Here is a 25,224-nt window from a genome sequence, read left to right as displayed (position 1 = left end):
ATGACTATCAATGACAATTGGGTAGAGCAAGATTTAAATCCTATTTTATCTTTCTCTTCTCAAGGTAAAATAATACATACAAATCAAGAAGCTCAATTTTTACTTAATAGAGTAAAAAAAGAGCAACTTTATGATTTAGCTCTAAAATATGCACCTGCAAATTATGGCTTTGAAACGACATATATTAATTTAACATTTCATAATTATATTTTTTATGCCATTTCCATTACTTATGAAAATGATGATGAGATTCATATGAAATTATACAAAAGTACAAGTGTAAAACAAGATAAAAAATATGCTCCAAAGAATACTTCTAAGACAAATATTTTTACTCTCGTTGACTTAACTATATCTACTAGAAAAACAAAATCAGACATAAAATTTATAAAAAACTATGATCCTTCTATTCCTGAGTTTTTAATGGTTGCTTCTGATTTTTTGAAACTATTAAATAGTATTTATGATGCATTTGATGATAAATGTAAAATAATAAATACCTCAGTGAAATTGAAAACAGGTGAATATATAAAACTTAATGATAGAAAACACTCTTTAGTTACTATAGAGATTTATGCTGATATTTATGAGTATAATGTGGATGCAATAAAACACGATAAAAATAGAAGTTCTATGATTTTAACTTTAGAAAAAGAAAAAGCAATCATAGACTTACCTCTTATTTTAAAATAACTTTTGAACATAGCATTGCTAGTGGGACAATAAAAAGTCCTGCTAGATATGAAACTACATGAAACATCCCATTATTATTTAAGATAAAAAAACCAAATATAAGTACTACATATCCTAAAACTCTATATATTGATATAAAACTAGTAGTACTGTAAATTGTATTTTTAAATGTATTTTGTTTTACTTTAGACTTTTCTTCTTTTATTATATTTTTAATTTCAAGTGCTGTGAATTCTTTTTTCTGATTTATTTCTTCTTCATCATATAAATCATAAGGATCATCAATTTTATCAATATCATCTCTATCATTTGAAAGTTCTGAATCATAATCAATATTTTCTAATCTCTTGCTAACATTTCTTTTATATGAAAGAAATGTTGCAAGTGAGATAAACATAGAAGATATAAAAGCAACTTGAGTATTAAAAAGCCAAATATAATTATTTGACAAAATACAAAAAAGAACTACTATAAAATTTATTATAAAAAATAGTTTTGCAAATTTTTTAAATATCATATTCGTCGTATGAGCTATCCCCATGTTTTGCTCTATAAGAATATCTTGGGTCATTTTCCATTCCCTCATACTCTTTTTGGGCTCTTTTATATGCCTTATATACATTTAAAATAGCTGCTGCAATTCCTAAAAATAATCCTAGCCATAAAGTCCAAGTATAACCTGTCCATTGTTTTAAGCCATATCCAATAGCAAACCCAATAAATACAGCAACAACCATTGAAATACCTAAAGATAAATTATCCAAGGCCATTAATTTTGATTCGTGTTTTGGTTTATTACTATTTGTATTATCTTCCATAATATTCCTTATTTAATATATGAACAACAATAATCAGTTACAGTTTTAACTTTAATATCAAAATTAGAATTTGCTGGAACTTGAAAAGTTGTATCGCTTGTATATGTTTTCCACTCAGTTGAACCATTTAATTTAACTTCACATTCACCGCTTACTATTTCCATAATTTCAGCTGCTGCTGTTCCAAAATTATAAGTTCCTGGCATCATTATGCCTAATGATTTTCTCTCACCATCACTATCAACAAAACTTCTACTTGTAACATTTCCATCAAAATAAATATTTGCTTTTTTTACTAAATCAACACTTTTAAAAATATCCATTTTTTATCCTTACATATCTTTCATGATTTCATCTGCTGCTTTTATACAAGCATCAATATCATCATTTGTCATAACAGTTGAGATAAATCCTGCTTCATATTGACTACAAGCAAAATAAAAACCTCTTTTTAACATACCATGGTGAAAAGCTGCAAATCTATCAAAATTACAAGTTCCTACTTCTTTGAAGTTTCTAGGATCTATATCACAAAAGAAAAATCCGAACATACTTCCTCTTGTATTTACTTGAAATGGAATATTATATTTATCAGCCACTTCCTTTAAACCACGTGTTAACCTAACTGCTTTAGCATTTAAATCATCATAAATAGCTGGATTGGCTTTTAGTTTTCTTAAACTTGTAAGTCCTGCTGCCATTGCAACTGGATTTCCACTTAAAGTTCCTGCTTGATAAACTGCACCATCTGGACTTAAGTGTGCCATAATTTCTCTACTTGATGCAAAAGCACCTACTGGCATACCAGCACCTATTACTTTTCCAAAAGTAATAATATCAGCTTGAGGTTCTACTATTCCACTAGTACCTTTTAAACTAGTTCTAAATCCTGTCATAACTTCATCATAAATAAGTAAAGTATTATTTTCATCACAAAGCTCTCTACAAGCTTTCAAAAACTCAATATCTGCTGGAATAAAACCCATATTCCCAGCAATTGGTTCAATGATTATACAAGCTATATCCGAGCTTTGTTCAAAACACTTTTTAAGATTTTCAATATTGTTATATTCACATAAAAGTGTATGTTTAGTTAAGTCAGCAGGAACTCCAGGAGAGCTAGGTGTTCCAAATGTTGCCATACCAGATCCAGCTTGTACTAAAAGTGAATCAGAGTGACCATGATAACAACCTTCAAATTTTAAGATGTCATTTTTACCAGTAACACCTCTTGCCAATCTAATAGCACTCATAGTAGCTTCAGTTCCGCTACTCACAAATCTAACTTTATCAAGATTATCATACATCTCAACTATTTCACGAGCAAGTTCTGTTTCTAAAACACTTGGAGCTCCAAATGATAAACCATCCATTACAGTTCTTATAACTGCTTCTTCTATATCTTTATCACAGTGTCCAAAAATAAGTGGTCCCCAACTTTGAATAAAATCTAAATACCTATTACCATCAATATCAATTAAATAAGCACCTTCACCTCTTGCTATAAACGGAGGAGTTCCACCTACACTATTAAAAGCACGAACGGGAGAATCAACTCCACCAGGGATTACTTTTTTTGCATCTTCATAAGCATTTATTGATTTTTCAAACATGTACATTCCTAAATATTTTATTTTAAATTAAAAGCAATATTATACTACAATACAATTATGAAGTACATTATTCCTGCGTTAATTTTATCAATCTTTTTACATCTGTTAATTTTTAAAACATATAAGATAAAAGATAATGTAGTTAAAGACAATCCTTCGAGTACTAAAAATCCAAAAAAATCAGATATTAAATATGTAGTTTTAAAATCAATAGCAAAAAAAGTAGAACCTAAAAAAACTGAACCTAAAAAAGAAATCGCTAAAGAAAAAGTTGAAAAGAAAGAGCCTATAAAAAAGCTTCTAAAAGAGAAACCCATTTATAAAAAAGTTAAAAAGAATAATATTAATGTTGCAAAAAAAAGAGAAGCAAAAAAAGAAGAAGTAAAAAAAACAATTCCCAAACCAACTAAAAAAAGTGAAGTTACTCCAAACTACACAAAACTAAACCCTACAAAACTTCAAAAAGATACTTTAGAAGATTATTTATTAACACCTGTAAAAGATGTAAAAATGTTAGATGAACTCACCCAAAGTTATATAAAGCTATATGGAGAAGAGTATAATTCATTTACAAAAATTCAAAAAGTATTTTTACAAAAAAACCTAAAAGATATAGGAAAAATTACTGAAAAATACTTAAGATATCCAGATATTTCTGTAAGAACAAGACAAAGTGGCATGAATATAATTGAGTTTACTTTATACCCAAATGGTGACATAACTCATCCTATAATTACAAGCTCATCAGGATATGAAGCATTAGATGCAAATACCATTAAAACTATAGAAATAGCCTATAAAGATTATCCTAGACCAAAAGAACCCACAAAAATTAGAATCTATGTAACTTATACCATTTATTAATAAAAATCTTTGTAGAATATGCAAAAATTATTTATTTAAAAGAGAATTATGTTAACTGATAAAATACGAAATAAAAACAGTGGAATACTATTATATGGTATTACTCCCCCAAAAATAAAACATACTGAAGAAGAAATACAAGCAATAGCCCAAAAACATATTGAAAGGATTTCCAATCTTCCAATTGATGGCTTAGTCCTTTATGATATCCAAGATGAATCAGATAGAACAGATGAAAAAAGACCTTTTCCTTTTATTAAGACATTAGACCCTTGTGAGTATTCAAGAACTTATTTAAAAGATTTAGTTATTCCAAGGGTTGTTTATAGAGCTGTAGGAAATTATGATGAAAAGACTTTTCCAGTTTGGTTAGAATTAACAAAAGAGAATCAAGTTCATTCAGTCTTTGTAGGAGCTGCTTCAAGAGAGCAAAAAAAGCCAATGACTCTAAAAGAGGCATATAGATTAAAAAAAGAAGTTAATAATAACCTTTGTATGGGTGGAATTGCTATTCCAGAACGACACATGGTAAAACATGATGAGCATTTAAGAGTATTTTCTAAAATTGATAACTCTTGTGAATACTTCATAACACAATGTGTATATAACCTTGAAGCATCAAAAATATTTTTAACTGATTATGCAAAGTATGCAAAAGATAATGAAAAAGAAGTTGTACCAATCATATTTACATTAACACCTTGTGGAAGTGCAAAAACACTTGATTTTATGAAATGGCTTGGTATTAGTATTCCAAACTATTTAGAAGAGGATTTGAAAGCTTCTGGAAATATCTTACATGATTCTATGAAACTTTGTGTTGATATCTTTAGAGAACTTTATACTTTTGGAAGAGATAGAGGTATTCCAATTGGCTGTAATGTTGAAAGTGTAGCAATCAGAAAAGAAGAGATTGAGGCTTCGATTGAATTACTTCATGAAGTAAAAAAAATAATGGAAGAAAACTAATAAGAATAAGGCTTAACTATTTTAACTTAAGTCTTACTTTAAACTCACCTTAACCTGCAAAAAAATATAATTATACTTGAAGGTATAAAAATGAGCATAGAAGAAAAAAAGAGGACAAGAGGTCGTCCCAAAACACTTAATAAAGACAATATTTTAAATATAGGAATGAATGCTTACTGGGAAGAAGGAATAGAAAATATTTCTTTAAATGAGATTTGCAAAAGAGCAAAAGTTTCTAAACCGGGAATTTATCGTGAATTTGGAAGCGATGATGGGTTAATTACTGCTGTACTAAAACATTATCATAATCAAGTAATAAGAGAGATCCACAAAATTTTTTTACAAAATAAACCTTTTAGAAAAATTCTAGATGAGTTTATTTTAATATTAACAACTAAAAGTCAAAATCTAAATGGTTGCCTTTTTTTAAGATCAAGGGATTTAAACTATCCATTAGGAAAAGATAGTAAAAAACAAATTGAACTTATGCAAAATGAATACATAAAATCTTTTACAAAATGGATAGAGAAATCAAAAAATCAAAATGAATTTTCTAAAAATATCTCCACAGAACTTGCTGTTAATTATATTGATGCACAAGTAAGTATAGCCATGACAAGAGTATATAATGGAATGGATGTTCTAATGGTAAAAGATATGCTAACTCTTGCTTTTTCGAATTTTAAATAAAAACTTCCTTATAACTTTTAATTAAGATACTAATCGGTATTAAATTTAAGTAAATATTAAAATACTAGCTGGTATTATATTTTAATTAAAAAAAAGGACAAAATATGAAGAAAAAACTTTTTTCATCACTTCTAGTGGCAAGTATTTCAATATTAACTTTACCAAGTAATAGTTATGGGCAAACTGACATATATAAACAAAAAGCTGACCCAATTATTTTTAATAAAGATACAAAAAATAAAAAACAAAGACCTTTTATTGTAGATAAGGAAGAATACCCTTTTAAAAGTAATTGGTTTGAAAAAGATGGAACTTCAATGCATTATATTGATGAAGGAGAAGGGATTCCAATTGTTTTAACCCATGGAAATCCTGATTGGTCATTTATAAATAGAAAAATTATAAAAGCCTTGTCAAAGGAAGCAAGAGTTATTGCTTTTGACTTACCAGGTTTTGGTTTTTCAGATACTCCAAAAAACTTTAATTTTACACCTCAAGAACATACGAAATGGGTTAAAGCTTTAATAAATAATCATTTAAAACTTGATAAATATATTCTGGTTGTGCAAGACTGGGGTGGACCTATTGGGCTTACCATAGCAACTGATAATCCAGAAAAAATATTAGGGTTAGTAATCTCAAATACTTGGGCATGGGAAGCTAGTGGAAAATTAAAAGAATTCTCTGAACTTATGAAAACAGAAAAAATGAAAAAATTAGTTTTAGAAAAAAACCATTTTTCAGCTTCATTAATGCCAAGTATTCTAAATGAAACATCTAAAAATAATAAAAAAATTACAGATGCATATAAAATGCCCTTCCCTACTCTCAAAAGTAGAATCCCAACTTTAGTTTTTCCCCAAGAAATTACAAATGCAACACCTTGGTTAAATAACTTAGAATCAAAATTACCTTTACTGAAAGATAAGCCTGTAGAGTTTATTTTTGGAGAGAAAGATCCTTGGTTTGGGACATCTCAAAATGTTGCAAAGTGGAGATCTATTTATCCACAAGGAAATGTTCAGCTATTAACAAATGTAAATCATTATAGTCAAGAAGATAGTCCTGAAAGTTTCGTATATGCATTAAGAAAACTTATAAATAAAAGATAGAATTTTCTATCTTTTATTTTACAGTTGCTAAAACAAGTTCTCTCAAAGTTTTACATGCAACTGCTGTAGATATTCCACTTGCATCATATTTGGGACTTAATTCAACAACATCCATCCCAACTACATTATTTAGTTTACTTAACTCTTTTATTATATTCATCATATCATGAAAATCTATTCCACCTGGTTCTGGAGTTCCTGTTCCTGGCATCACAGAAGGGTCTAAAACATCTAAATCAATAGTAATATAGACAGGTTTGTCTTTTAATCTTTTCACACAAGATGGTAAAGTATTAAAGGTGAATTTTTCTAAATGAGTGTGTTTTTTTGCCCATTCAAATTCCTCTTTTAATCCAGAACGAATACAGAATTGATTTACTTTTCCATCACCTACTTGATCATAAATTCTTCTAATAACTGTTGCATGACTTAAAGCTTCTCCAAGATAATCTTCTCTTAAATCTGTGTGTGCATCAAAGTGTATAATATTTAAATCATCATACTTTTTACTTAAAGCTTTTACAGGAGCCAGTGAAACTAAATGTTCCCCACCAATCATAATTGGGATTTTATTTGCATCAATGATTTCTTGAACATGTTCTTGAATCATTCTTAAGGCATTTTTTTTATCTCCAAAGGGTAATTCTAAATCTCCATAATCAAATAATTTTAAATCTTCTAAATCACTGTCAAAATATGGGCTATAACTCTCTATTGCCCAAGAATCTTGTCTCATCGCAGGGGGTGCGAATCTAGCTCCTGGTTTAAATGAAGTAGTTCCATCAAATGGTGCTCCAAATAAAACTGCTTTTGATTCTTCGTAATCATTTTCAAAGCCAATAAAACTACTGTTTTGTGCTTCCATTAAAGTTTCCTTTCAAAATTATATAAATCCATAAACCTAAATGCTAATAGGTTTTCTAAAATTGCGAATATTACAATAAAATTAATAAAAGAACTACCACCATATGAAACCAAAGGTAATGGCAGTCCTACAACGGGTGCAAAACCAATAACCATAAAAATATTTACACTCATATCTAAAAATACTAATAAAGCTATTCCGGAGGCAAAACAGCGAATTACATAATCATCTGAAAAGTAGTAATTCATGGATAACAGATGCAATACAAGTAAGATATAAATCAATATAAGAAATATTGCTCCTATGTATCCATGTCTTTCAACTAAATATGCAAATATAAAATCACTTGTTGCAATTGGTAAAAATTTTAATTGTGCCTGGGTTGCATCTTCAGATGATTTACCAGTAAGCCCCCCTGAACCAATTGCTATTATCGATTGTTGGACATGGTAACTAGGTTCTTCTGATATAAAGTCTTTAATTCTTTGCTTTTGATAATCTTTTATCATGTTATTATAAATAAAAGGAGATGCAATACCTAAAACTACTATTATTGTTGCCCATATTCGCCAATTAACTCCAATAATAAATAATACTCCATATCCTACTAATAAAAGTATCAAAGCAGTACCTAAATCTGGCTCTTTTGCTATTGAAACAAAGGGAATTAGAATATATATTGAAAAGTACAAAAAGTCTTTTAAATTATATCCCCCTATTGGTGGTGGTCTATTTTTAACTAAATATCCAATCATTAATAAAAATATAGGTTTTATTAATTCTGAGGGTTGGATTGTCATATCAATAAAAGGTATTTCTATCCATCTTTGAGCACCAAGTTTTGATATACCAAATAAATTAACACATAATAATAGACCAACTCCAAGCCAATAAAGAAATGGAATAATTCTTAAGTTTCTTCTTAAGGGCAAAATAAAAACACCTAAGAATAAAAATATAGAAAGTGCATAATATCCAAGCTGTCTTTGGGCTAAATTTTCATTTATTTCACTAACTAATTGGTAAGATAATGCTATTAATGGTATAATAAAAGCAATCAAGGGATAATCAAATTGCGAAATAATTCTTTTGTCAATAAATCTCATAATGAAAGAGTATCAAAATATGCATAAAAACTTTATTGTTTTTGAAGAATCAAGATTAGATAAATTTTTGTCTGAAAAGCTTGGTGAGTCAAGAAATCAAATAGAACAACTAATAAAAAAAGAGTATGTGAAAGTTGATGATAAAATCATCATAAAAACAGGTTATAAATTAAAAGAAAATCAAGAGATCTTAGTAGAACTTCCAGAAGTTGAAGAAAGCATTAACTTTGATGTTGACTTTGATGTTGAAATAATATATGAAGATGAACATATTTTAGTTGTAAATAAACCTTACAATTTAGTTGTTCATCCAGCTGCAAGTGTAAAAGAACCTACTTTAGTAGATTGGCTAAAGACTAAAGATATATCACTTTCTACTATTAGTGGAGAAGAAAGACATGGTATTGTACATAGATTAGATAAGGGAACAAGTGGAGTTATGGTTGTTGCAAAAACAAATGAAGCACATGTGGCTTTATCAAAACAACTTGAAGACAAAACTATGGGAAGATATTATTTAGCAATAATTGATATGCCCTTAAAAGATAATATTGTAATTGATAGACCAATAGCTAGAAATCCAAATAATAGATTAAAAATGGGAATTGTTGAAAAAGGCAAAAATGCAAAAACTGCCTTTGCAAAAATTGATATTAGTAAAGATGAAAAATATGAACTAATTTGTTGTAAACTTTTTACTGGAAGAACACATCAAATTAGAGTTCATTTAAATAGTATCAATCGACATATATTAGGTGATAATTTATATGGCTTTAAGGGCGAATTAAATAAAATAAATCGGTTTTATCTACATGCTTTTAACTTATATTTAATCCATCCTATCACAAATGAAAAAATGGATTTTAAAGCAAACATAACAAACGATATAAATAAATTTTTAAATGAAAACTTTAATATGGAGACTATAAATGACAAAATGGATAAAAATTTCATCCGCTCTGCTTTTAATTTTATTGATTAGTGGTTGTAGTACAAAAAATTTAGGTGAAGGGAATAAACCTAAGATTGATGAAACATTAGAAGTAATTGATTCAAATTCTATTAGAACTATTTCAGGTATGACAGCAGTTGCCTTTGAATGGCAAAAAGTTGATGATTCAAGAGTTACTGGATATAATCTTTACAGAGCAAATTTAAATGAAGAAAGTACAAAACTAAAACTAATAAAATTTATTGAAAATAGATACTCATCTCATTATTTAGACAGTGAATTAAAGCCAAACACAAAATATGCATATACTTTTTCAAGTGGTACAGCTAATGACATAGAATCAAGACCTTCAAAAATGTTTCAAGTTATGACTTTACCAAGACCTGAAGCAATTGCATTTATTCAAGCAATTTCTAATCTTCCAAGACAAATAAAAATAATCTGGAGACCACATGAAAATGAAGCAATTAAATATTATAAGATATTTAGATCAACGCCTCAAGACCCTGATTGGGAAAAATTAGAAACATTAGATGGTAGACTACAGGCTGAATATATTGATACTGATTTAAAAGATAATGTAGTTTATTTATATAAAGTAATTGCATATACATTTCAAGATATACCATCAGAAGATAGTCAAATAGTAAAAGCACAAACAAAAGCTTTACCAGCAGGTGTTCAAAATTTAACAGCTACAAATAATCAACCTAAAAAAATAACATTAAACTGGCAACCTTCATCTTCTGTTGATGTTGTAAGATATAAAATCTATAGAAATACATCCCCGGATGGTTCATTTAGTGAATTAAAACAACTTAATACAAATACAACTAGTTATGAAGATTTTACAAATGAAGATGGGAAAAGATACTTTTATAAAATAACGACTATTGATAAGGATGGATTAGAAAGTAGTAAAGAAGTAAATCCAGTAATGGGGATAACACTTACAAAACTTAATAAACCTATTTTAACTCTTGCACAAATTCAAGGTGAAAAAGCTATATTAAATTGGCAACCAGGAGATAATAGAGCTGTATCTTACAATGTATATAAAACTATAAAAGATGGTTTTTTTAAAGTAAGAAAACAAAAGTATACAAATATTACAGACTTAAGATTTGAAGACAAAGATATCGTAAGAGGTGTTGAATATAACTATTCTGTTGAAGCAGTTGATGAAAATGGTATTGTTTCAGAAAGAACAGATGAAACACTATTAGTATTACCTAAACTATTAGATAAATAACATGCCTCACATAGTATTTAATAATAATGGTGAATTAATAACACCATCAAATAAAGATGGTGTTGATTTTAAGTTTATTGCAAAATCTTATAATGTAAGTGAAAAACCTAAAAAAACAGAGTATAAAATAGGTGTTTCAAATCAGACAAAAGATTTTTTATTAACATTAAAAGATAATAAAGAAAATAAAATAGTAAAAGCAGATAAAATAACAAGAGTTACTCCTGTTACAATTGTAAAAGATGCTTTAAATACTTATGTAAAACATACAAACGCAAATGTACTGTTTTCAAATACAAGTAATTTTTCACAAAAAGCTGAACCTCAAAAAGAGTACTTAAAAGATATAGAATATTTTGTAAATGAATTTGAAACAAGCAATGAGATTCAAATAGAGATTGGATTTGGTTCAGGAAGACACCTATTATATCAAGCACAAAATAATCCTGATGTTCAATTTATAGGTTTAGAGATTCATACTCCTTCTATAGAACAAGTACTTAAACAAATAAAAATTCTTAATATCAGAAATATAATAATTGTAAATTATGATGCTAGACTTTTTATGGAGTTTATTAAATCAAATTCAGTTGGTAAAATATTTGTTCACTTCCCTGTACCTTGGGACAAAAAACCTCACAGAAGAGTTTATAGCAATGATTTCATATATGAAGCAAAAAGAGTATTAAAGTTTACAGGAACATTAGAACTTAGAACTGATAGTAGAAAATATTTTGATTTTTGTGTTGAATTATTGACAAACCTAAGCAGTGGAAAAATTGAAATTGATATAAATAAAGACTTGCCAATATCTAGTAAGTATGAAGATAGATGGAAAAAGCAAAATAAAAATATTTATGATGTAACTTTGCACTCTTTTACTATTGATGAAGAGATTGAACCAAATAAAGATTTCTCTTTTGGAAAGATAAATAACTTAATAAAAACTTTTGAAAACATATCACAAAAAGCTGTAATTTTTGATGATTATTTTTACCACATTGAAGATTTTTACCTTATCGAAAATGAAAAAAACTCTGGACTTATTCAAATAACCTTTGGTTCTTTTAACCGACCCTTATCAAAATATTTAATAATAAGAGATGGAATTATATCTTACTATCAAGGTGAACCAATTCCAACAAGTAGTAATATAAAAGCTCACAATAAAATGAAAGAGATATTAACTAATGATTACTGCTAAAAATATATATTTAGCTTATGATGAAAATAAATTTGTCATAAAAAAAGGAACTTTTCACATAGGGCATAAAGAGTTTATATTTATAGGAGGAGCTAGTGGAAGTGGAAAGTCAACTCTAATAAAAGCAATGTATGGGGATATTGCATTAAAACATGGAAGTTTTATAATTGATAATTTTGAATTAGCACACATAGGAAATAGAAACCTAAGAGATCTAAGAAAAGATGTAGGTGTTATATTTCAAGATTATAAATTAATTCAAGAGTGGACAATAGAAGAAAACATAATGTTACCTCTTAAAATAAATGGTTACTCTCATGAAATATCAGCTGAACAAGCAAATAAACTACTAAACCATGTAAAACTTTCTCATAGAAAAGGTTATTATCCAAATGAGCTAAGTGGTGGAGAACAACAAAGAGTTGCAGTAGCACGAGCTTTAGCACATAATCCAAAAATAATAATTGCAGATGAGCCAACAGGTAACCTTGATGATTATTCAGCTGATGTAGTCTGGAACTTACTAAAAGGTGCAAATGAACAACTAGGAATCACTGTAGTTGTAGTAACTCACAGAGTACCTAAAAACTTTGGAATAAGATTTAGACAATTATCAATTGAAGATGGAATAATATATGAAGTCTCTTAAAAATACTCTTACTTTTGTCATTCCTTTAACAGTGATGCTAATAACATTTTCTATATATCTTTTAACAAATAATGTTGTTAACACTTATAAAAAAAAGATATCAAGTGACTATTCTATAGTAATAATTACTCATACTCCCTTGATAAAAGAAAACTTTGACACAATAGCTGGAATAAAAGTTGATAAAATAAATACTTTATCAAATAGAAGTATTATAGACAATGTTAAAAGTACTTTATCAAATAGTTCAATTGATTTATTAAATAAAAGATTACCACACTTTTATGAAATACATTTAAACTCTTTTCCCACATCAACTGAATTAAAGAAAATACGAGCCTCACTTCTCAATGACAAAAATATAAAAAGAATAGAAATATTTTCAAAAAACCATAATCAGATTTATCTTTTGCTTTTAATGATAAATAATATAATAATCGTATTGTTTGGATTGATACTAATATTTGTAGTAATTATTCTTTCAAAACAAGTTACTATTTGGTTTTTTGCACATAATCAAAGAATTATGATTTTTCAATTACATGGTGCTTCTATTTTATATAGTGCATCACCTGTTATAAAACATGCTATTTATGGTGCTTTTTTATCTTTTATTATTGCAGCATCATTATTCGTATTTGTTTCATATAATTTAAACATGCTTTTGCCTGCTGAATTAAATGATATTTTAAACACAAAAATTTTTGTTGAATTAGAGGTTTTAAAGCTATTTTTATTATCTTTTGGTATATCAATAGTTACAATTTTTGGAGTACTTTTTAGATATAAAATCAAAAATGCATAGACTATTATACTTAACTTTATTTATCACTCTTATCATTCACGCTAGCTCTATTGATGATAAAATACAAAATAATAAAACAATATTATCTAAAAATAAAAATGTAAAAAATAGAACTGAACAAAAAATACAGTCCTTAGCTACTCAAATTGAAGATCAAAATGAAGAGTTAAAAAAATTAGAAAAAGAAATTAATCTTGTAACAAAAGATATTAATGAGCACAAAGAAATGTTAAATGCTTCCAGAAAAAACTTAGATGAACTAAGCATCAAAGGTAAAATACTTCAAAACCAGAAAAAAGATTACGAAGAGGAATTAATAAATACTATTATTGAAGATTATTCTTCTGGTGTTGCTATGAAACTTGCAAATAAAGACTCATTACAAGAATTAACACAAAGTGAAATTTACGAAATATTATCTTCAGAAGCAAAAGATAATATGTTAAAAATTGATAATCAATATATGCAAATAACCCAAAATAAAAGTGACAATGAAAGAGAAATTAGAAAATTAAATGTTTATATTGAAAAAAGAGAAAAGAAAAAGAAAATATTAAATTATTTACTTAATAAACACTCTGAATCACTATCTTCAATTGAAGAAAAACACAAACTTTATCAAAATGAATTAAAAACAATAATAAAAAAGCAAAACTCTTTAACGAACTTACTTTCAACACTTAATATTTTAAAAGAAAAAGAGATAAAAAAAGAAGAAGAAAAAAGAAAAAGAGATAAATTATTAGCACTTAAAAAGAAAAAAGAAGAACAAAGATTAGCAACAGCTGCAAAAAACAAATCTAATAATGTACAAAAAACACAAGAATCAGTACAAAAAGACAATGCAGAAGAAATTGATTTAGATGTTAGAATTTTAGGTTCTTCTACTAAAGGTGTTAAAATTGGTAAATATAGAGGTAGTAAAACAATTGCTCCTTTAAAATCATATTCAGTTTTAAAGAAATTTGGTAAATATTATGATCCTGTTTATAAAATAAAGTTATTTAATGAATCAATTCTATTAAAAACAAATGAACCCGATGCAAAAGTTTTTTCTGTACTTGATGGGAAAGTTGTATATTCAAAACAAAATTCTGGTATGTTGGAAAACCTTGTAATTATTCAACATAAAAATGGTTTATATACTATTTATTCACATTTGGATCAAATTTCTCCGACACTAAAAGTTGGAAAATGGATAAAAAAAGGTTATGTAGTAGGTAGAGTTGATGAAACTTTAACCTTCGAAGCAATTGTAAATAATAAATATATAGACCCTGCAGACATATTTCAATAACATTAATAATAAATATATTAAAATACATTTTTTGAAAGGCAAATATGAAAAAAAATATTATCGTACAATTTTTAATTCTACTTATATTAGTTGCTATTTTTATTACAGGAATTTCACTTTATAATCTAAGAACAGTGTCAATTAAATCTTCAGTTAGCACAGCAGAATCAATATCTGAAGTGATAAAAAGTGGCTTAGCCTTGCATGTAAGTAACGATTCTAATGTAGATGAATTTTTGAAAAATGTGTCAGCTATTCGGAATATAAAAGAGTTATGGCTTGTAAGAAGTGATAATATCAAAAATCCAGAATTTGAAACAAGAAGTTTTAAAAATCCAAAAGATAACTTAGATAAAGAAGTTATTAGAAGTGGTGAAACAAAATATATTGTAAAAGAAGGCTTTATTAATACTAATGTAAGAGTTACAATTCCTTATAAAGCAGAGATTAGCTGTTTAGCATGCCATAATAATGTTCAAGAAGGTGATACTTTAGGTGCTATTAGTATAGTATTAGATGTTAGTACTTTAAAAGAGATTGGAGTTAGGTCAATCTATGTCATACTAACTATTATTTTATTAGCGGTAATTATTGTATTTTTATTTTCTAAAAAAGTATTTAATCCTTATCTTTCATTATATATGAAATTAAGAGATAATATCAATCAAGCTAAAGTTGGTAAATTTAAAAGAATAGATATTCCAAATGGTTTAACAACTGATGTAGTACAGGTAACTAATGATTATAATAACTTAATTACCATATTTAAAGATACTTCCCTTGATATTGATAAAAAACTTCAAGGCTTTGTAGGGTATAGAGATAGAACTAATCTAAATACAAATCCACTCAATGAATCAAAAGATATAATCGATAACTTATCAAATTTATATCAATTCAAAAAGCAAGTGGAACTAGATAGTACAAAAGAAGAGATTTATCAGAGAATTTCTCAAGTTTTTAAAAATAAGTTTCATTTAAAAAACTTCACTTTTTTCGAAATAGATATAAAAAAACAAAAAATGCAAAAAGTAATTAGTGAAGGAGAATCATTTTATTGTCATGATGCAATAAAAGATAATCCTCACCTTTGTAGAGCAGCAAGAACAAAAAGTGATGTTATTTCAATAGATTTTCATGAAAGTTGCCCATACTTTACTAAAAAAGATAAATTTTATTATTGTTTAAATATTGATATTGTTGAAAACCTATATTTAATTATACATTTTGTTGTGGACACAGAAAAAGAACTTGATGAACTTAAAAATAAAAGTTTATTTATAAATAGATTTTTAAAAGAAGCCAGACCAGCTGTTGAAGTAAAACTTTTAATGCAAGCATTAGAAGACTCTGCATTTAAAGATGGATTGACTCAACTGTATAATAGAAAATTTATTGAAGAACATTTGAAAAAACTTCTTCCTCAAATAAAAAGAGACAAGAAAAAAATTGGTTTATTAATGCTAGATATGGATCATTTTAAAGCAGTTAACGATGAATATGGACATGATATTGGAGATAGAGTATTAAAAAGTTTATCAAGAGTTCTAGAAGATAGTGTAAGAGATTCAGATATTATAGTTAGATATGGTGGGGAAGAATTTATGGTTCTTCTTATTGGTGTTGACTCAGAAGAAAATGCCATGAATATAGCACATAAAATTGGAACAAAAGTAAGAGAAAATGAGATAGATGTTTATGCAGGTACTACAATTAAAAAGACAGTAAGTATAGGCTTATCAATGTATCCAGATGATTCAAATCTATTTGATACTGTGGCAAAAAATGCTGATATTGCTTTATATGAAGCAAAAAGTAGCGGTAGAGATAAGGTTGTAAGATTTAGTAAAGAACAGAAAACTAGTGTAGAATTATTTTAACATTATATTTTAATAGCTATAAAAAAAGGGGATGAGTTAAAACTCATCCCCTTTTTTATTAATGTAAATCTGAATTAAGTTTTACTTCTCTAGTACTTCTCATAGCAACTGTTTGACCAGTTTGAGAATTTACTCTAAAATGAACTCCATTAACTCCAATAAAATCACTACCTTTCATTACAGTTGTAATTTCTTTACTTGGATTAATCTCTTTTAATGCAGCAACTGCTTTTTCAGAAAGTGTAACTTTTGTTCCTGGTAAGATTGTAACACCAGCATCAAGTATACAACTATCACCAATAGCAGTACCTGTACAAGAGTTTGCACCTAAAAGTGTATTTTCTCCAATTGAAACAGGTACACCATCAGTTCCTGATAAAACTCCAAGAATAGAAGCTCCACCACCAACATCAGAACCAGCACCAACTATTGCACTTGAAGAAATTCTTCCTTCAACCATAACAGAACCTTCAGTTCCTGCATTAAAATTAATATAAGCAGCTCCTGGCATAACAGTTGTTCCCGCTGCTAATTGTGCTCCAAATCTTACTTTTGAAGTTTCCAAAATTCTTGTATTATCAGCAGGGATAACATGAGATAAAAATCTTGGAAATTTATCTACCATAGTGATTTCTGGATATTGATTAGTTATTTTTAATGAAATTTCATTTGCTCTTAACCAATCTAATTCAATTGGTTGACTTCCAGTCCATGCACAATTTTCTAATACACCAAAGGCACCATTTAAATTAAGACTTCTTAATTTTGCTTTTCCTAGTGATAGTGCATAAAGTTTTAAATAAACAGATTCTACTGTTAAAGGATTTGTATCTTCAAATATAAATACCACTTTAAAATCATCAGCACTAAGACCTGAATCCAAAGGTAAAGTAGCAAGTGATGAGATAACTTGTACATTTCTATGTGCATCACCTTTTGCTTCTGGATTAAATGGTCTAAAAGCTTCAATACAAGAAGTTAAAAAATCATCTGTAACATTACATACTAATTCTGATTTAGTTGTGTCTACATCTGCTCCTGAATCTTTTAACGCTTTTAAAAATATAGCTGCACTTCCAAGGTTTTCATTCCAATTTACAACTGGATATGTTGCTTGTAAGATCTTTTCTGGATTTAATTGTCCCCTATCAACTCTAGCTATACCAAATCCTATTGGATTTCTGTACCAATTTTGTGATTGAACTTCTTCAACTAATTTTTTAAATTCATCTGCCGTATAAATCATATTATTCTGTCCTATGTAAATTTTTGTGGATTATACTATAAACTTTACTAAGAGAAAATTAAATATATTTTTTAATAAATTGTATCCATATCAATGATTGCCATTGGTGATTTTATACTATGAAGAACTTCAATTAAAGCTTTTATATTTTTAGAACGAAGTAAAATTTCATATCTATATTTATTTGATAACTTGAAAATAGGAGATTGATTTGCACCTACAACTTCAATCTTTTCATTTGATTTTAAAATATTTGTATATTTGTCAAACTCATCTTTTACTTTTAATCCATTTGTATGAGCAAAAATAATTTTTGCTAATTTATAAAAAGGAGGATATAAATCTTCTCTAAATGTAAGTTCTTCATCTAAAAACTCTTTATAATCTTTGTTTTCTAAATAAAAATCAAAGAAATCTTTATTTTGAGTTTGAATAATAACTTCACCCTCACCTCTTCTTCCACTTCTTCCAGAAATTTGAATTAATAAAGATAATGCTCTTTCTCTTGCTTTATATGAATTCATTTTTAAAACAGAATCAATCCCAAGAACAACTGCTAGTTTTACATTATGATAATCATGACCTTTAGAAAGCATTTGAGTACCAACTAAAATATCGATTTTATTATTATTAAACTCATCTAATACTTTTCGCAATTGTGTATCTGTTTTTACTTCATCCCTATCAAATCTTTTTATTTTTTTTTGAGGAAATATAAAATTTAATTCTTCTTCTATTTGAGCAGTTCCAACTCTTAGATTATGAAGAACACCTGTTTTACATGAAGGACAAGATTTAGGTATTTTTTGAGTATATCCACAATAATGGCACTTTAAGGCAAGAGAATTTTTATGTAAACTCATTGATACAGAACAAAAAGGACATTCCACTGAGCTTCCACAAGATGTACAAACTTGATATTTATAATTAGCTCTTGTGGGAAGGAAAATAATTACTTGATGATTTTGTTCTATTGTACTTTTTATTTTATTTACAATCTTAGGACTTAAATTTGATGTACTATCATCATAATTTATACTTTTTTTAGTATCAAAATATGTTTTAGATAATCTGTAAAAAGGTATTTTATGATAAGTATTTAAGGATGGTGTTGCACTTCCTAATATAGCTTGTATATTTAAAGTCTTTGAAATGTACAAAGCCAAATCTTTTGTATTATATCTTGGTTTACTATCACTTTTATATGATTCATCATGCTCTTCATCAACTATAATTAATCCTAAGTTTTTTAAGGGCAAAAACAAAGCAGACCTTGCACCTGCAACTAGTTTTATTTCACCGTATAAAACCTTTTTGATAATCTCTTCTTTTCTTTTTTTAGTAATTTTAGAGTGCCAAATAGCAACTTTTTCTTTAAATACTAATTCTAGTCTTTTTTGCATTTGAGGAGTTAAAGAGATTTCAGGCATAAGCAGAATTGCTTGTTTATTTTCATTTAAATATTTTTCTATAGTTTTAATATAAATTTCTGTTTTACCTGCACCAGTATTTGCAAAAAGTAAAGATTGTTTGTGTTCTAAACAAAATTTATATGCTTCTTCTTGTTCTTTTGATAACAGAATATTTGACTCAAATCTATTTTCATCTTTATTTTCAATTATATCTTTATCAAAAGGAATAAATAAAGATAAAGCTTCACCAAGTGAAGAAACATAATACATAGAAGTAAAAGTAGCTATTTTTATCATATCAGTAGAGTAAAAGAGATTTGTAATTGTTTGAATTGTTGTACATTTGAAAGTTGGTTTTTCAACCTCTTTTACAACTACTGCTTTAGACAATACCTTTCTTCTTTGCAAAGAGACTTCTACTAGTGTTCCAATTTCTATTTTTTCATCACTACAATAAGTCAAAGGATCTAAAGGAGATTTTAATAGTGCCAATTCATAATAAAAACTCATTGCATAAATTCTTTACAAGTTTCATCACTTTTTTTACAAGAGAAAGTACCTTCATCTCTATCAAACTCAAAAGTTATAAGCTTATCTTTTGAAATATAAGTTTTATATGTTGTTTCAGAACTCTTTATCCACTTTCCTATCTCTTTATTATTATCAGAACTTGACAAAATAACAATATCTAACAAAATATATTCATTGTAACCTATAAACAATGATTCTCCACTTGTATTTGATGAAGCATCATCTAACCTATCTAAGGTAAAGGATGAATTACCTAATAAAACTTGATCTGAATATAGCTTATTTATTGCATTATTTATAAGTATAACTTCTGATTTAATTTTAAATATATTTGATTTATCAATTGAATAAAAAAGTTTGTTAATAGCAAATGTCCCTAATAATCCAACTATTAAGACAACAATTATTATTTCTAATAAGGAAAAAGCTTTTTTCATGAAAGTTTTGGAAGTTTGCTTGAAATCTTTTCTACTTCTTCTTTAAAAGTAAAATGTTCTTGGGATTTACAAAGGTAAGCATATAAAAGTTCTTTTGTTGTGTGTGATCTATCAGGAGATAAAAATTTTGTTAGTTCCATCTCTAGTTTTGGGTCTACATTAATACTATATGCCATATTATCAATGTGAAAGGTTAGTTTTTTATTCTCCATTCTTTGCCTTTGTTAAAGTTAAAGTACTATCAATTTTTAAAAGCATATCTTGATTATTTCTAATTAATTCATCATTTTTATTTTTTAACTTTTCAAGTTCTATTGTAAGGTATTGATTTTTAGACTTTAATAATTCATAATCTTCTAATAGTTTGTCTATTTGTGTATTAAGTATTTCAGTTATTTCCATGCGTGATTTTATCTAAATTTTATAACTATTACAATAAATTTTATACATATGATGTATAATAATAAAGAAATAAATAAGGGTTATTCTATGAATATCAATCTTGTACATTTTATTGTCCCATGTATCGATGCTGTAATTGCTAAAAACTTTTATAAAAGAATTTTTAATTTTAAGTCTATTAAAGCTGAAAATAAAAATTTTATTGTAACTGTAAACGAAAAATTAAAATTTGAATTAGAAGAGATTCAAGAATATACAAATAATCATTATGTTTTTGAAGTAGATGAAATTTCTTTTGATGAATTAATTGCAAATATTAGAAAAGAAAAATTATTATTTGGTGACAATATAAGTGAATTAAATAATAAGAAAGTAAGACAAAGCTCTTCTAAAAAAGAGATATTTTTTATAGATCCAAATAGTCACCTATTTCAGATCTATACAAAAATTTCCTATTAATCTTCGATAAAAAGTTTACCTTGTTCATATAAAGAAGAAACAGCTTTCCCCCAAAAAGAAAAATATTTTAAATCTTTATCATTAATTTGAAAAGAATCGACTATTTTTTTAGTCAATTCATGTTCTTTTTTATCAAATTTATCATCAATGTGAACTAAAATCATAAGTTCCAAAATAACAATTTTTTTACTCTTTTTTGATTTAAAAGAACAAAGTATTTCATCTAAATTAAAATCTGCCTCATTGAAAAATCTTGGTTTATCAATTCCCATTTCAACACAATATTCATCTATAACATCTTGTTCTCTATTTCCATACTCACCATCAACTCTTGCTAAATGTTGAGCTAACTGCAAAAAAGCAAACTTTTCTTTAGTTTCTAATTTCATTAATAACATATATTATCTTCCCCGATTTTTATATAATGCACTTTACTATTTAACTATTAATCAATGGTAAACAGTAAAATATTTCAAGCACCTAAATATTTTGCTTTGATATCATTTGATTTTAAAAGCTCATTTCCTATACCCTCTAATGCAACTTGCCCATTTTCTAATACATAACTATAATCAGAAATTTCTAAGGCTGCATATGCATTTTGTTCTATTAATAATATTGTAATTCCATCTTCTTTTAATTTAATAATCGTCTCAAAAAGTTCTCCAATAATCTTTGGAGCAAGACCTAGTGATGGTTCATCCAACATAAGAAGTTTTGGAGAGCTCATCAATGCTCTAGCGATTGCTAACATTTGTTGCTCTCCACCACTCATAGTACCGCCTAATTGTCCCTTCTTGTCAATTAACCTTGGAAATAACTTGAACATTTTTTCTTGATGCTCTTCATAAAAAGCTTCACTTTGATTAAAAGATCCCATTCTCATATTTTCTTCAATAGTGAGATTTTGAAATACCCTTCGCCCTTCTGGAACTAAAGAAATACCCTTTTGGATTATTTTATGTGTTGGAAGTTTTGAAATGTCTAAATCATTAAAAAAAATACTTCCAGTTTTTTTAACATCATTTACAATTGATTGTAATGTTGAAGTTTTACCTGCTCCATTTGAGCCAATTAAAGAGACGATTTTCCCCTCTTGAACTTCAAAATCAATTCCTTTTACACCTTTTATAAGACCATAAAAGACTTCTAAATTTTTCACTTTAAGCATGTTTGAAATCTCCTAAATAAGCCTTAATTACTTCTTCGTCTTTGATGGCATCTTCTATTTTACCTTCAAATATAGTTTTTCCATAATCTAATACCATAACCCTATCACATAAATGATTTACAAATTTCATATCATGTTCTATTAATAAAATAGTTATATCAAATTGATCTCTTATTTTAAAAAATAGTTTTGCTAATTCATGTGTTTCTTGTGGGTTCATTCCTGCTGCTGGTTCATCTAATAAAAGCAGTTGAGGGTTTGCTGCTAATGCTCTTGCAATCTCAACTTTTCGTTGACTTCCATATGAAAGTGATGTTGCCAATTCATCTGCATAATCAGCGATTCCTAACACTTCCATAATTTCCAAAGCTCTTTGTTTTACTCTTTTTTCTTCTTTAAAAAATCTTGGCAATCTAAAAATTGTTTCTAAATATGAATATGAAGCTTGATAATCAAATCCAATAAGTACATTATCTAAAACTGTCATTGAAGTAAAAAGTCTAATATTTTGAAAAGTTCTTGCTATTCCTCTATGAACTATTTTATAAGGTTTTATTCCATTTATTTTTTGACCATGAAACTTTATATCTCCATGTGTTGGTTCATAGTTTCCAGTAATAATATTAAACATAGTAGTTTTACCAGCACCATTTGGACCTATAAGTCCATATATTTCTTTTGCTTTTACTTGAAATGAAGTATCTTTTATAGCAGTTACTCCACCAAAGTTTTTAGTTACATTGCAAACTTCTAAAATCATTTGTTTGCCTTTTTCTTTTTAAATAAATCTTTTAACTCTTTTTTCCCCATTAAACCTTCTCTTGCAAAAAGCATTACAACAATTAAAATCAAGGCAAATACAACCATTCTCATCCCTGGTAATCCATCTGTATGTATTCCCATAAAATTAATTGGTTCATCTAAGAATCTCATCCATTCTAATCCAGCCATAACCATAACCGTACCAATTATTGCTCCTGTAGTACTTCCAAGTCCACCTATTACGATGATAATTAATAATTGGAAAGTAAAGAAGAAAGTAAATAAATCTGGACTGATTGATGTTAATAGTGCAGCTAATAGTCCACCACCAACACCTTCAAAAAATGCTGATGTAGTAAAAGCCAATGTTTTTATTTTAAAAGTATTAATACCCATAGCACTTGCTGCATCTTCATCATCTCGAACTGCTTTCATAGCTCGACCATATTTTGAATAAATTATATTCAAAATAGCTAAAACTGCAAAAATAGCGATTCCACCTGTCCAATACAAATTTGAGAATTGAGGAATATCATTTATTCCTAAAGAACCATTTGTAATTTCTGGTGAATTAATAGCCAAAATTCTAATAATAAAACCAAATCCAAGAGTAACAATTGCAAGATAATCACCTCTTACTCTAAATACAGGAAAAGATAAAGATAACGCTAAAAGTGCTGAAATAATACCTGATAAAATCAAAGCCCAAAGAAAATTAGTTTGCAATGCTAGAACCCATGGGTATGGATCAGAAATATCATATTGATATAACATACCCTCACTATCAACTAATAATATTGCTGTAACATAAGCACCAATTGCAACAAAACCATTTGGTTCTAATGAAAATTGTCCAGTAACACCATTTATTAAATTATAAGAAACTGCAAGAATAATAAAAATAGCAACATTATTTATAATTCTTACTGTATATTCATCAAATACCTGTTGAGCAAACCAAGTAAACCAAATAGCAGTAATAATTATACCTAGGTTAATAATTCTTTGTTTTGTAAAAATTGAATTGTTTATCATATTAAAACCTACTCTTTTCCAAATCTTCACCCATAATACCAGTAGGTTTAAATAATAATACTAATATCAAGAATACAAAAGCAAAAGCATCTTTATATCCACCCATTTCAGGAAAAAATGCGATTACTACAACTTCTGTAAATCCAATAATAAATCCACCTAAAACAGCACCCGTAACAGAGCCAATTCCTCCTACAACTGCAGCAGCAAAAGCTTTTAATCCAACCAATACCCCCATCATAGGTTCAACAGAAGGATAATTTATAGCCCAAAATATTCCACCAACAGCAGCCAAAGCAGAACCTAATGCAAATACCAAAGATATAATCATATTTGCATCAATACCCATTAAATTGACTGTTTTTATATCAAAAGATAAAGCTCTAATTGCCATACCATATTTTGTTCTATATAAAACATACAAAATCCCTAAAAGCAATACCAAAGTTACAAGGGGAACAGTAATAGATGAAACTGAAAAAGTAACATTAGCTACTGTAAATATTTGTTCCATATAAGAAGGAACAGGAAAAGCTCGAGGAACTCCACCTACAAATACAGTAAAGGCATTTTCTAAAAAGAAAGATATTCCAATAGCAGTAATAAGTAAAGATATTTTTGGAGCTTCTCTTAATGGCTTATATGCAATTTTGTCCATTAGCATTCCAAGTACAGCAGATAAAGTAACTGCCAAAAGTACTGTAAGAGGAAAAGGTAAATCAAATACTGCCATAAAAGTATAAGCTAAAAAAGCTCCAACCATCATAATATCACCATGTGCAAAATTTATCAATCTTAACACACCATAAACCATCGTATAACCAATCGCAATAAGGGCATACATACTACCCAAACTAAAACCGTTTACCATCTGCTGCATAAACGTTAATATATCCATTAAATCTCCCAATTCATATTAATACTTTTTTTGCAATAATAAAAATAACACCAATTAATTTTACTATTACAAAAAAAGTTTAGCCTTATGACTAAACTTTTT

At 27.5% G+C, this 25,224-nt stretch carries 29 protein-coding genes; 13 read left to right on the top strand and 16 right to left on the bottom strand.

Annotated features, from left to right (window positions below; all coding sequences use genetic code 11):
• Complete coding sequence (locus tag CRU95_RS04160; RefSeq protein ID WP_129099893.1) at positions 1–693, top strand: hypothetical protein; 693 nt, start codon at positions 1–3, stop codon at positions 691–693.
• On the opposite strand, the gene CRU95_RS04155 is transcribed toward CRU95_RS04160, so the two are convergent.
• The 4 genes from CRU95_RS04155 to hemL are packed head-to-tail and all read right to left on the bottom strand — an operon-like array spanning position 680 to position 3,124.
• Entirely contained in the window at positions 680–1,264 is a 585-nt protein-coding gene (locus tag CRU95_RS04155) for a hypothetical protein (protein WP_258238623.1), read from the bottom strand. The two genes, CRU95_RS04160 and CRU95_RS04155, sit on opposite strands and share 14 nt — an antisense overlap.
• Positions 1,200–1,511: an AtpZ/AtpI family protein gene (locus tag CRU95_RS04150; RefSeq protein ID WP_129099892.1), complete on the bottom strand. Its 312-nt coding sequence runs from the start codon at positions 1,509–1,511 to the stop codon at positions 1,200–1,202. The genes CRU95_RS04155 and CRU95_RS04150 overlap by 65 nt, the downstream gene beginning before the upstream one ends.
• An 8-nt stretch (positions 1,512–1,519) precedes the next feature.
• Positions 1,520–1,834, bottom strand: a complete 315-nt coding sequence (locus tag CRU95_RS04145; RefSeq protein WP_129099891.1) for a pyrimidine/purine nucleoside phosphorylase — start codon at positions 1,832–1,834, stop codon at positions 1,520–1,522.
• Between the two features lie 9 nt (positions 1,835–1,843).
• Complete coding sequence (hemL, locus tag CRU95_RS04140; protein ID WP_129099890.1) at positions 1,844–3,124, bottom strand: glutamate-1-semialdehyde 2,1-aminomutase; 1,281 nt, start codon at positions 3,122–3,124, stop codon at positions 1,844–1,846.
• 57 nt (positions 3,125–3,181) lie between these two features.
• On the opposite strand from hemL, the gene CRU95_RS04135 reads away from it, so the two are divergent.
• The 4 genes from CRU95_RS04135 (at position 3,182) to CRU95_RS04120 (ending at position 6,759) form a co-directional block, all read left to right on the top strand.
• Positions 3,182–3,988: an energy transducer TonB gene (locus CRU95_RS04135; protein WP_129099889.1), complete on the top strand. Its 807-nt coding sequence runs from the start codon at positions 3,182–3,184 to the stop codon at positions 3,986–3,988.
• A 48-nt stretch (positions 3,989–4,036) separates the two neighbouring features.
• A complete protein-coding gene (locus tag CRU95_RS04130; RefSeq protein WP_129099888.1) occupies positions 4,037–4,957 on the top strand; it encodes a methylenetetrahydrofolate reductase in 921 nt (306 codons plus the stop codon).
• Between the two features lie 90 nt (positions 4,958–5,047).
• Positions 5,048–5,647, top strand: coding sequence for a TetR/AcrR family transcriptional regulator (locus CRU95_RS04125; protein ID WP_129099887.1), 600 nt, complete (start codon positions 5,048–5,050; stop codon positions 5,645–5,647).
• A gap of 104 nt (positions 5,648–5,751) precedes the next feature.
• The gene (locus tag CRU95_RS04120; protein ID WP_129099886.1) at positions 5,752–6,759 is read left to right on the top strand and encodes an alpha/beta fold hydrolase; all 1,008 of its coding nucleotides are present in this window, start codon (positions 5,752–5,754) and stop codon (positions 6,757–6,759) included.
• 13 nt (positions 6,760–6,772) lie between these two features.
• Here CRU95_RS04120 and speB read toward each other — a convergent pair whose 3' ends face one another.
• The gene (gene speB, locus CRU95_RS04115; protein ID WP_129099885.1) at positions 6,773–7,624 is read right to left on the bottom strand and encodes an agmatinase; all 852 of its coding nucleotides are present in this window, start codon (positions 7,622–7,624) and stop codon (positions 6,773–6,775) included.
• Positions 7,624–8,730, bottom strand: coding sequence for an FtsW/RodA/SpoVE family cell cycle protein (locus CRU95_RS04110; protein ID WP_129099884.1), 1,107 nt, complete (start codon positions 8,728–8,730; stop codon positions 7,624–7,626). Before CRU95_RS04110 ends, speB begins: the two co-directional genes overlap by 1 nt.
• A 19-nt stretch (positions 8,731–8,749) precedes the next feature.
• On the opposite strand from CRU95_RS04110, the gene CRU95_RS04105 reads away from it, so the two are divergent.
• Genes CRU95_RS04105 through CRU95_RS04075 form a run of 7 tightly spaced genes read left to right on the top strand, consistent with a single transcriptional unit; the run spans position 8,750 to position 16,769 of the window.
• Positions 8,750–9,712, top strand: a complete 963-nt coding sequence (locus tag CRU95_RS04105) for an RluA family pseudouridine synthase (RefSeq protein WP_129099883.1) — start codon at positions 8,750–8,752, stop codon at positions 9,710–9,712.
• Entirely contained in the window at positions 9,660–10,934 is a 1,275-nt protein-coding gene (locus CRU95_RS04100) for a fibronectin type III domain-containing protein (RefSeq protein ID WP_129099882.1), read from the top strand. The genes CRU95_RS04105 and CRU95_RS04100 overlap by 53 nt, the downstream gene beginning before the upstream one ends.
• Before the next feature lies 1 nt (position 10,935).
• Entirely contained in the window at positions 10,936–12,138 is a 1,203-nt protein-coding gene (gene trmB / locus CRU95_RS04095) for a tRNA (guanosine(46)-N7)-methyltransferase TrmB (RefSeq protein ID WP_129099881.1), read from the top strand.
• Positions 12,125–12,787 carry a cell division ATP-binding protein FtsE gene (locus CRU95_RS04090; protein WP_013135204.1) on the top strand — a complete coding sequence of 221 codons (663 nt, stop codon included), beginning with the start codon at positions 12,125–12,127 and terminating at the stop codon, positions 12,785–12,787. The genes trmB and CRU95_RS04090 overlap by 14 nt, the downstream gene beginning before the upstream one ends.
• Positions 12,774–13,592: a cell division protein FtsX gene (locus CRU95_RS04085; RefSeq protein ID WP_129099880.1), complete on the top strand. Its 819-nt coding sequence runs from the start codon at positions 12,774–12,776 to the stop codon at positions 13,590–13,592. The genes CRU95_RS04090 and CRU95_RS04085 overlap by 14 nt, the downstream gene beginning before the upstream one ends.
• A complete protein-coding gene (locus CRU95_RS04080) occupies positions 13,585–14,889 on the top strand; it encodes a murein hydrolase activator EnvC (protein WP_129099879.1) in 1,305 nt (434 codons plus the stop codon). The genes CRU95_RS04085 and CRU95_RS04080 overlap by 8 nt, the downstream gene beginning before the upstream one ends.
• Positions 14,890–14,933: 44 nt before the next feature.
• Complete coding sequence (locus CRU95_RS04075) at positions 14,934–16,769, top strand: GGDEF domain-containing protein (protein WP_129099878.1); 1,836 nt, start codon at positions 14,934–14,936, stop codon at positions 16,767–16,769.
• 58 nt (positions 16,770–16,827) lie between these two features.
• On the opposite strand, the gene CRU95_RS04070 is transcribed toward CRU95_RS04075, so the two are convergent.
• The 5 genes from CRU95_RS04070 to CRU95_RS04050 form a co-directional block, all read right to left on the bottom strand.
• Entirely contained in the window at positions 16,828–18,015 is a 1,188-nt protein-coding gene (locus CRU95_RS04070) for a tetrahydrodipicolinate N-succinyltransferase N-terminal domain-containing protein (protein ID WP_129099877.1), read from the bottom strand.
• 71 nt (positions 18,016–18,086) lie between these two features.
• Positions 18,087–19,937, bottom strand: a complete 1,851-nt coding sequence (locus CRU95_RS04065; protein ID WP_129099876.1) for a primosomal protein N' — start codon at positions 19,935–19,937, stop codon at positions 18,087–18,089.
• Positions 19,934–20,395, bottom strand: coding sequence for a type II secretion system protein (locus tag CRU95_RS04060; RefSeq protein ID WP_129099875.1), 462 nt, complete (start codon positions 20,393–20,395; stop codon positions 19,934–19,936). Before CRU95_RS04060 ends, CRU95_RS04065 begins: the two co-directional genes overlap by 4 nt.
• Complete coding sequence (locus CRU95_RS04055) at positions 20,392–20,607, bottom strand: hypothetical protein (protein ID WP_013135197.1); 216 nt, start codon at positions 20,605–20,607, stop codon at positions 20,392–20,394. Before CRU95_RS04055 ends, CRU95_RS04060 begins: the two co-directional genes overlap by 4 nt.
• The gene (locus tag CRU95_RS04050) at positions 20,597–20,797 is read right to left on the bottom strand and encodes a hypothetical protein (RefSeq protein WP_129099874.1); all 201 of its coding nucleotides are present in this window, start codon (positions 20,795–20,797) and stop codon (positions 20,597–20,599) included. The genes CRU95_RS04055 and CRU95_RS04050 overlap by 11 nt, the downstream gene beginning before the upstream one ends.
• An 87-nt stretch (positions 20,798–20,884) precedes the next feature.
• On the opposite strand from CRU95_RS04050, the gene CRU95_RS04045 reads away from it, so the two are divergent.
• Complete coding sequence (locus CRU95_RS04045; RefSeq protein ID WP_129099873.1) at positions 20,885–21,256, top strand: hypothetical protein; 372 nt, start codon at positions 20,885–20,887, stop codon at positions 21,254–21,256.
• Here the strand turns inward: CRU95_RS04045 and CRU95_RS04040 are convergent.
• From CRU95_RS04040 to CRU95_RS04020, 5 genes are all read right to left on the bottom strand, one after another.
• Positions 21,253–21,645, bottom strand: a complete 393-nt coding sequence (locus CRU95_RS04040) for a TerB family tellurite resistance protein (protein ID WP_258238622.1) — start codon at positions 21,643–21,645, stop codon at positions 21,253–21,255. The two genes, CRU95_RS04045 and CRU95_RS04040, sit on opposite strands and share 4 nt — an antisense overlap.
• A gap of 83 nt (positions 21,646–21,728) precedes the next feature.
• On the bottom strand, positions 21,729–22,427 hold the full coding sequence (locus CRU95_RS04035; protein ID WP_129099871.1) for an ABC transporter ATP-binding protein: 699 nt from the start codon (positions 22,425–22,427) through the stop codon (positions 21,729–21,731).
• Complete coding sequence (locus CRU95_RS04030; protein WP_129099870.1) at positions 22,420–23,187, bottom strand: ABC transporter ATP-binding protein; 768 nt, start codon at positions 23,185–23,187, stop codon at positions 22,420–22,422. Before CRU95_RS04030 ends, CRU95_RS04035 begins: the two co-directional genes overlap by 8 nt.
• Positions 23,184–24,224, bottom strand: a complete 1,041-nt coding sequence (locus tag CRU95_RS04025; protein WP_375153682.1) for a branched-chain amino acid ABC transporter permease — start codon at positions 24,222–24,224, stop codon at positions 23,184–23,186. Before CRU95_RS04025 ends, CRU95_RS04030 begins: the two co-directional genes overlap by 4 nt.
• A 1-nt stretch (position 24,225) precedes the next feature.
• Positions 24,226–25,122, bottom strand: a complete 897-nt coding sequence (locus CRU95_RS04020) for a branched-chain amino acid ABC transporter permease (protein ID WP_129099869.1) — start codon at positions 25,120–25,122, stop codon at positions 24,226–24,228.
• Between the last annotated feature and the right edge of the window lie 102 nt (positions 25,123–25,224).

This window comes from Arcobacter sp. F2176 (assembly GCF_004116465.1).
GTDB classification, from domain to species: Bacteria; Campylobacterota; Campylobacteria; order Campylobacterales; family Arcobacteraceae; genus Arcobacter; species Arcobacter siniprincipis.
The sequence above is the reverse complement of the archived record's forward strand: the minus strand, read 5'-3'. Positions and strand labels throughout refer to the sequence as shown.

Excerpts from the sequence above, each read along its gene's own strand:
- CRU95_RS04055 (WP_013135197.1), bottom strand. The coding sequence starts at position 20,607 with ATGGAGAATAAAAAACTAACCTTTCACATTGATAATATGGCATATAGT.
- CRU95_RS04040 (WP_258238622.1), bottom strand. The coding sequence starts at position 21,645 with ATGAAATTAGAAACTAAAGAAAAGTTTGCTTTTTTGCAGTTAGCTCAA.
- CRU95_RS04025 (WP_375153682.1), bottom strand. The coding sequence starts at position 24,224 with ATGATAAACAATTCAATTTTTACAAAACAAAGAATTATTAACCTAGGT.
- CRU95_RS04085 (WP_129099880.1), top strand. The coding sequence starts at position 12,774 with ATGAAGTCTCTTAAAAATACTCTTACTTTTGTCATTCCTTTAACAGTG.
- CRU95_RS04060 (WP_129099875.1), bottom strand. The coding sequence starts at position 20,395 with ATGAAAAAAGCTTTTTCCTTATTAGAAATAATAATTGTTGTCTTAATA.
- CRU95_RS04105 (WP_129099883.1), top strand. The coding sequence starts at position 8,750 with ATGCATAAAAACTTTATTGTTTTTGAAGAATCAAGATTAGATAAATTT.
- CRU95_RS04100 (WP_129099882.1), top strand. The coding sequence starts at position 9,660 with ATGACAAAATGGATAAAAATTTCATCCGCTCTGCTTTTAATTTTATTG.
- CRU95_RS04125 (WP_129099887.1), top strand. The coding sequence starts at position 5,048 with ATGAGCATAGAAGAAAAAAAGAGGACAAGAGGTCGTCCCAAAACACTT.
- CRU95_RS04145 (WP_129099891.1), bottom strand. The coding sequence starts at position 1,834 with ATGGATATTTTTAAAAGTGTTGATTTAGTAAAAAAAGCAAATATTTAT.
- CRU95_RS04065 (WP_129099876.1), bottom strand. The coding sequence starts at position 19,937 with ATGAGTTTTTATTATGAATTGGCACTATTAAAATCTCCTTTAGATCCT.
- CRU95_RS04090 (WP_013135204.1), top strand. The coding sequence starts at position 12,125 with ATGATTACTGCTAAAAATATATATTTAGCTTATGATGAAAATAAATTT.
- CRU95_RS04050 (WP_129099874.1), bottom strand. The coding sequence starts at position 20,797 with ATGGAAATAACTGAAATACTTAATACACAAATAGACAAACTATTAGAA.
- CRU95_RS04045 (WP_129099873.1), top strand. The coding sequence starts at position 20,885 with ATGAATATCAATCTTGTACATTTTATTGTCCCATGTATCGATGCTGTA.
- CRU95_RS04030 (WP_129099870.1), bottom strand. The coding sequence starts at position 23,187 with ATGATTTTAGAAGTTTGCAATGTAACTAAAAACTTTGGTGGAGTAACT.
- CRU95_RS04155 (WP_258238623.1), bottom strand. The coding sequence starts at position 1,264 with ATGACCCAAGATATTCTTATAGAGCAAAACATGGGGATAGCTCATACG.
- CRU95_RS04035 (WP_129099871.1), bottom strand. The coding sequence starts at position 22,427 with ATGCTTAAAGTGAAAAATTTAGAAGTCTTTTATGGTCTTATAAAAGGT.
- CRU95_RS04120 (WP_129099886.1), top strand. The coding sequence starts at position 5,752 with ATGAAGAAAAAACTTTTTTCATCACTTCTAGTGGCAAGTATTTCAATA.
- CRU95_RS04130 (WP_129099888.1), top strand. The coding sequence starts at position 4,037 with ATGTTAACTGATAAAATACGAAATAAAAACAGTGGAATACTATTATAT.
- CRU95_RS04070 (WP_129099877.1), bottom strand. The coding sequence starts at position 18,015 with ATGATTTATACGGCAGATGAATTTAAAAAATTAGTTGAAGAAGTTCAA.
- trmB (WP_129099881.1), top strand. The coding sequence starts at position 10,936 with ATGCCTCACATAGTATTTAATAATAATGGTGAATTAATAACACCATCA.
- CRU95_RS04020 (WP_129099869.1), bottom strand. The coding sequence starts at position 25,122 with ATGGATATATTAACGTTTATGCAGCAGATGGTAAACGGTTTTAGTTTG.
- hemL (WP_129099890.1), bottom strand. The coding sequence starts at position 3,124 with ATGTTTGAAAAATCAATAAATGCTTATGAAGATGCAAAAAAAGTAATC.
- speB (WP_129099885.1), bottom strand. The coding sequence starts at position 7,624 with ATGGAAGCACAAAACAGTAGTTTTATTGGCTTTGAAAATGATTACGAA.
- CRU95_RS04110 (WP_129099884.1), bottom strand. The coding sequence starts at position 8,730 with ATGAGATTTATTGACAAAAGAATTATTTCGCAATTTGATTATCCCTTG.
- CRU95_RS04075 (WP_129099878.1), top strand. The coding sequence starts at position 14,934 with ATGAAAAAAAATATTATCGTACAATTTTTAATTCTACTTATATTAGTT.
- CRU95_RS04160 (WP_129099893.1), top strand. The coding sequence starts at position 1 with ATGACTATCAATGACAATTGGGTAGAGCAAGATTTAAATCCTATTTTA.
- CRU95_RS04135 (WP_129099889.1), top strand. The coding sequence starts at position 3,182 with ATGAAGTACATTATTCCTGCGTTAATTTTATCAATCTTTTTACATCTG.
- CRU95_RS04080 (WP_129099879.1), top strand. The coding sequence starts at position 13,585 with ATGCATAGACTATTATACTTAACTTTATTTATCACTCTTATCATTCAC.
- CRU95_RS04150 (WP_129099892.1), bottom strand. The coding sequence starts at position 1,511 with ATGGAAGATAATACAAATAGTAATAAACCAAAACACGAATCAAAATTA.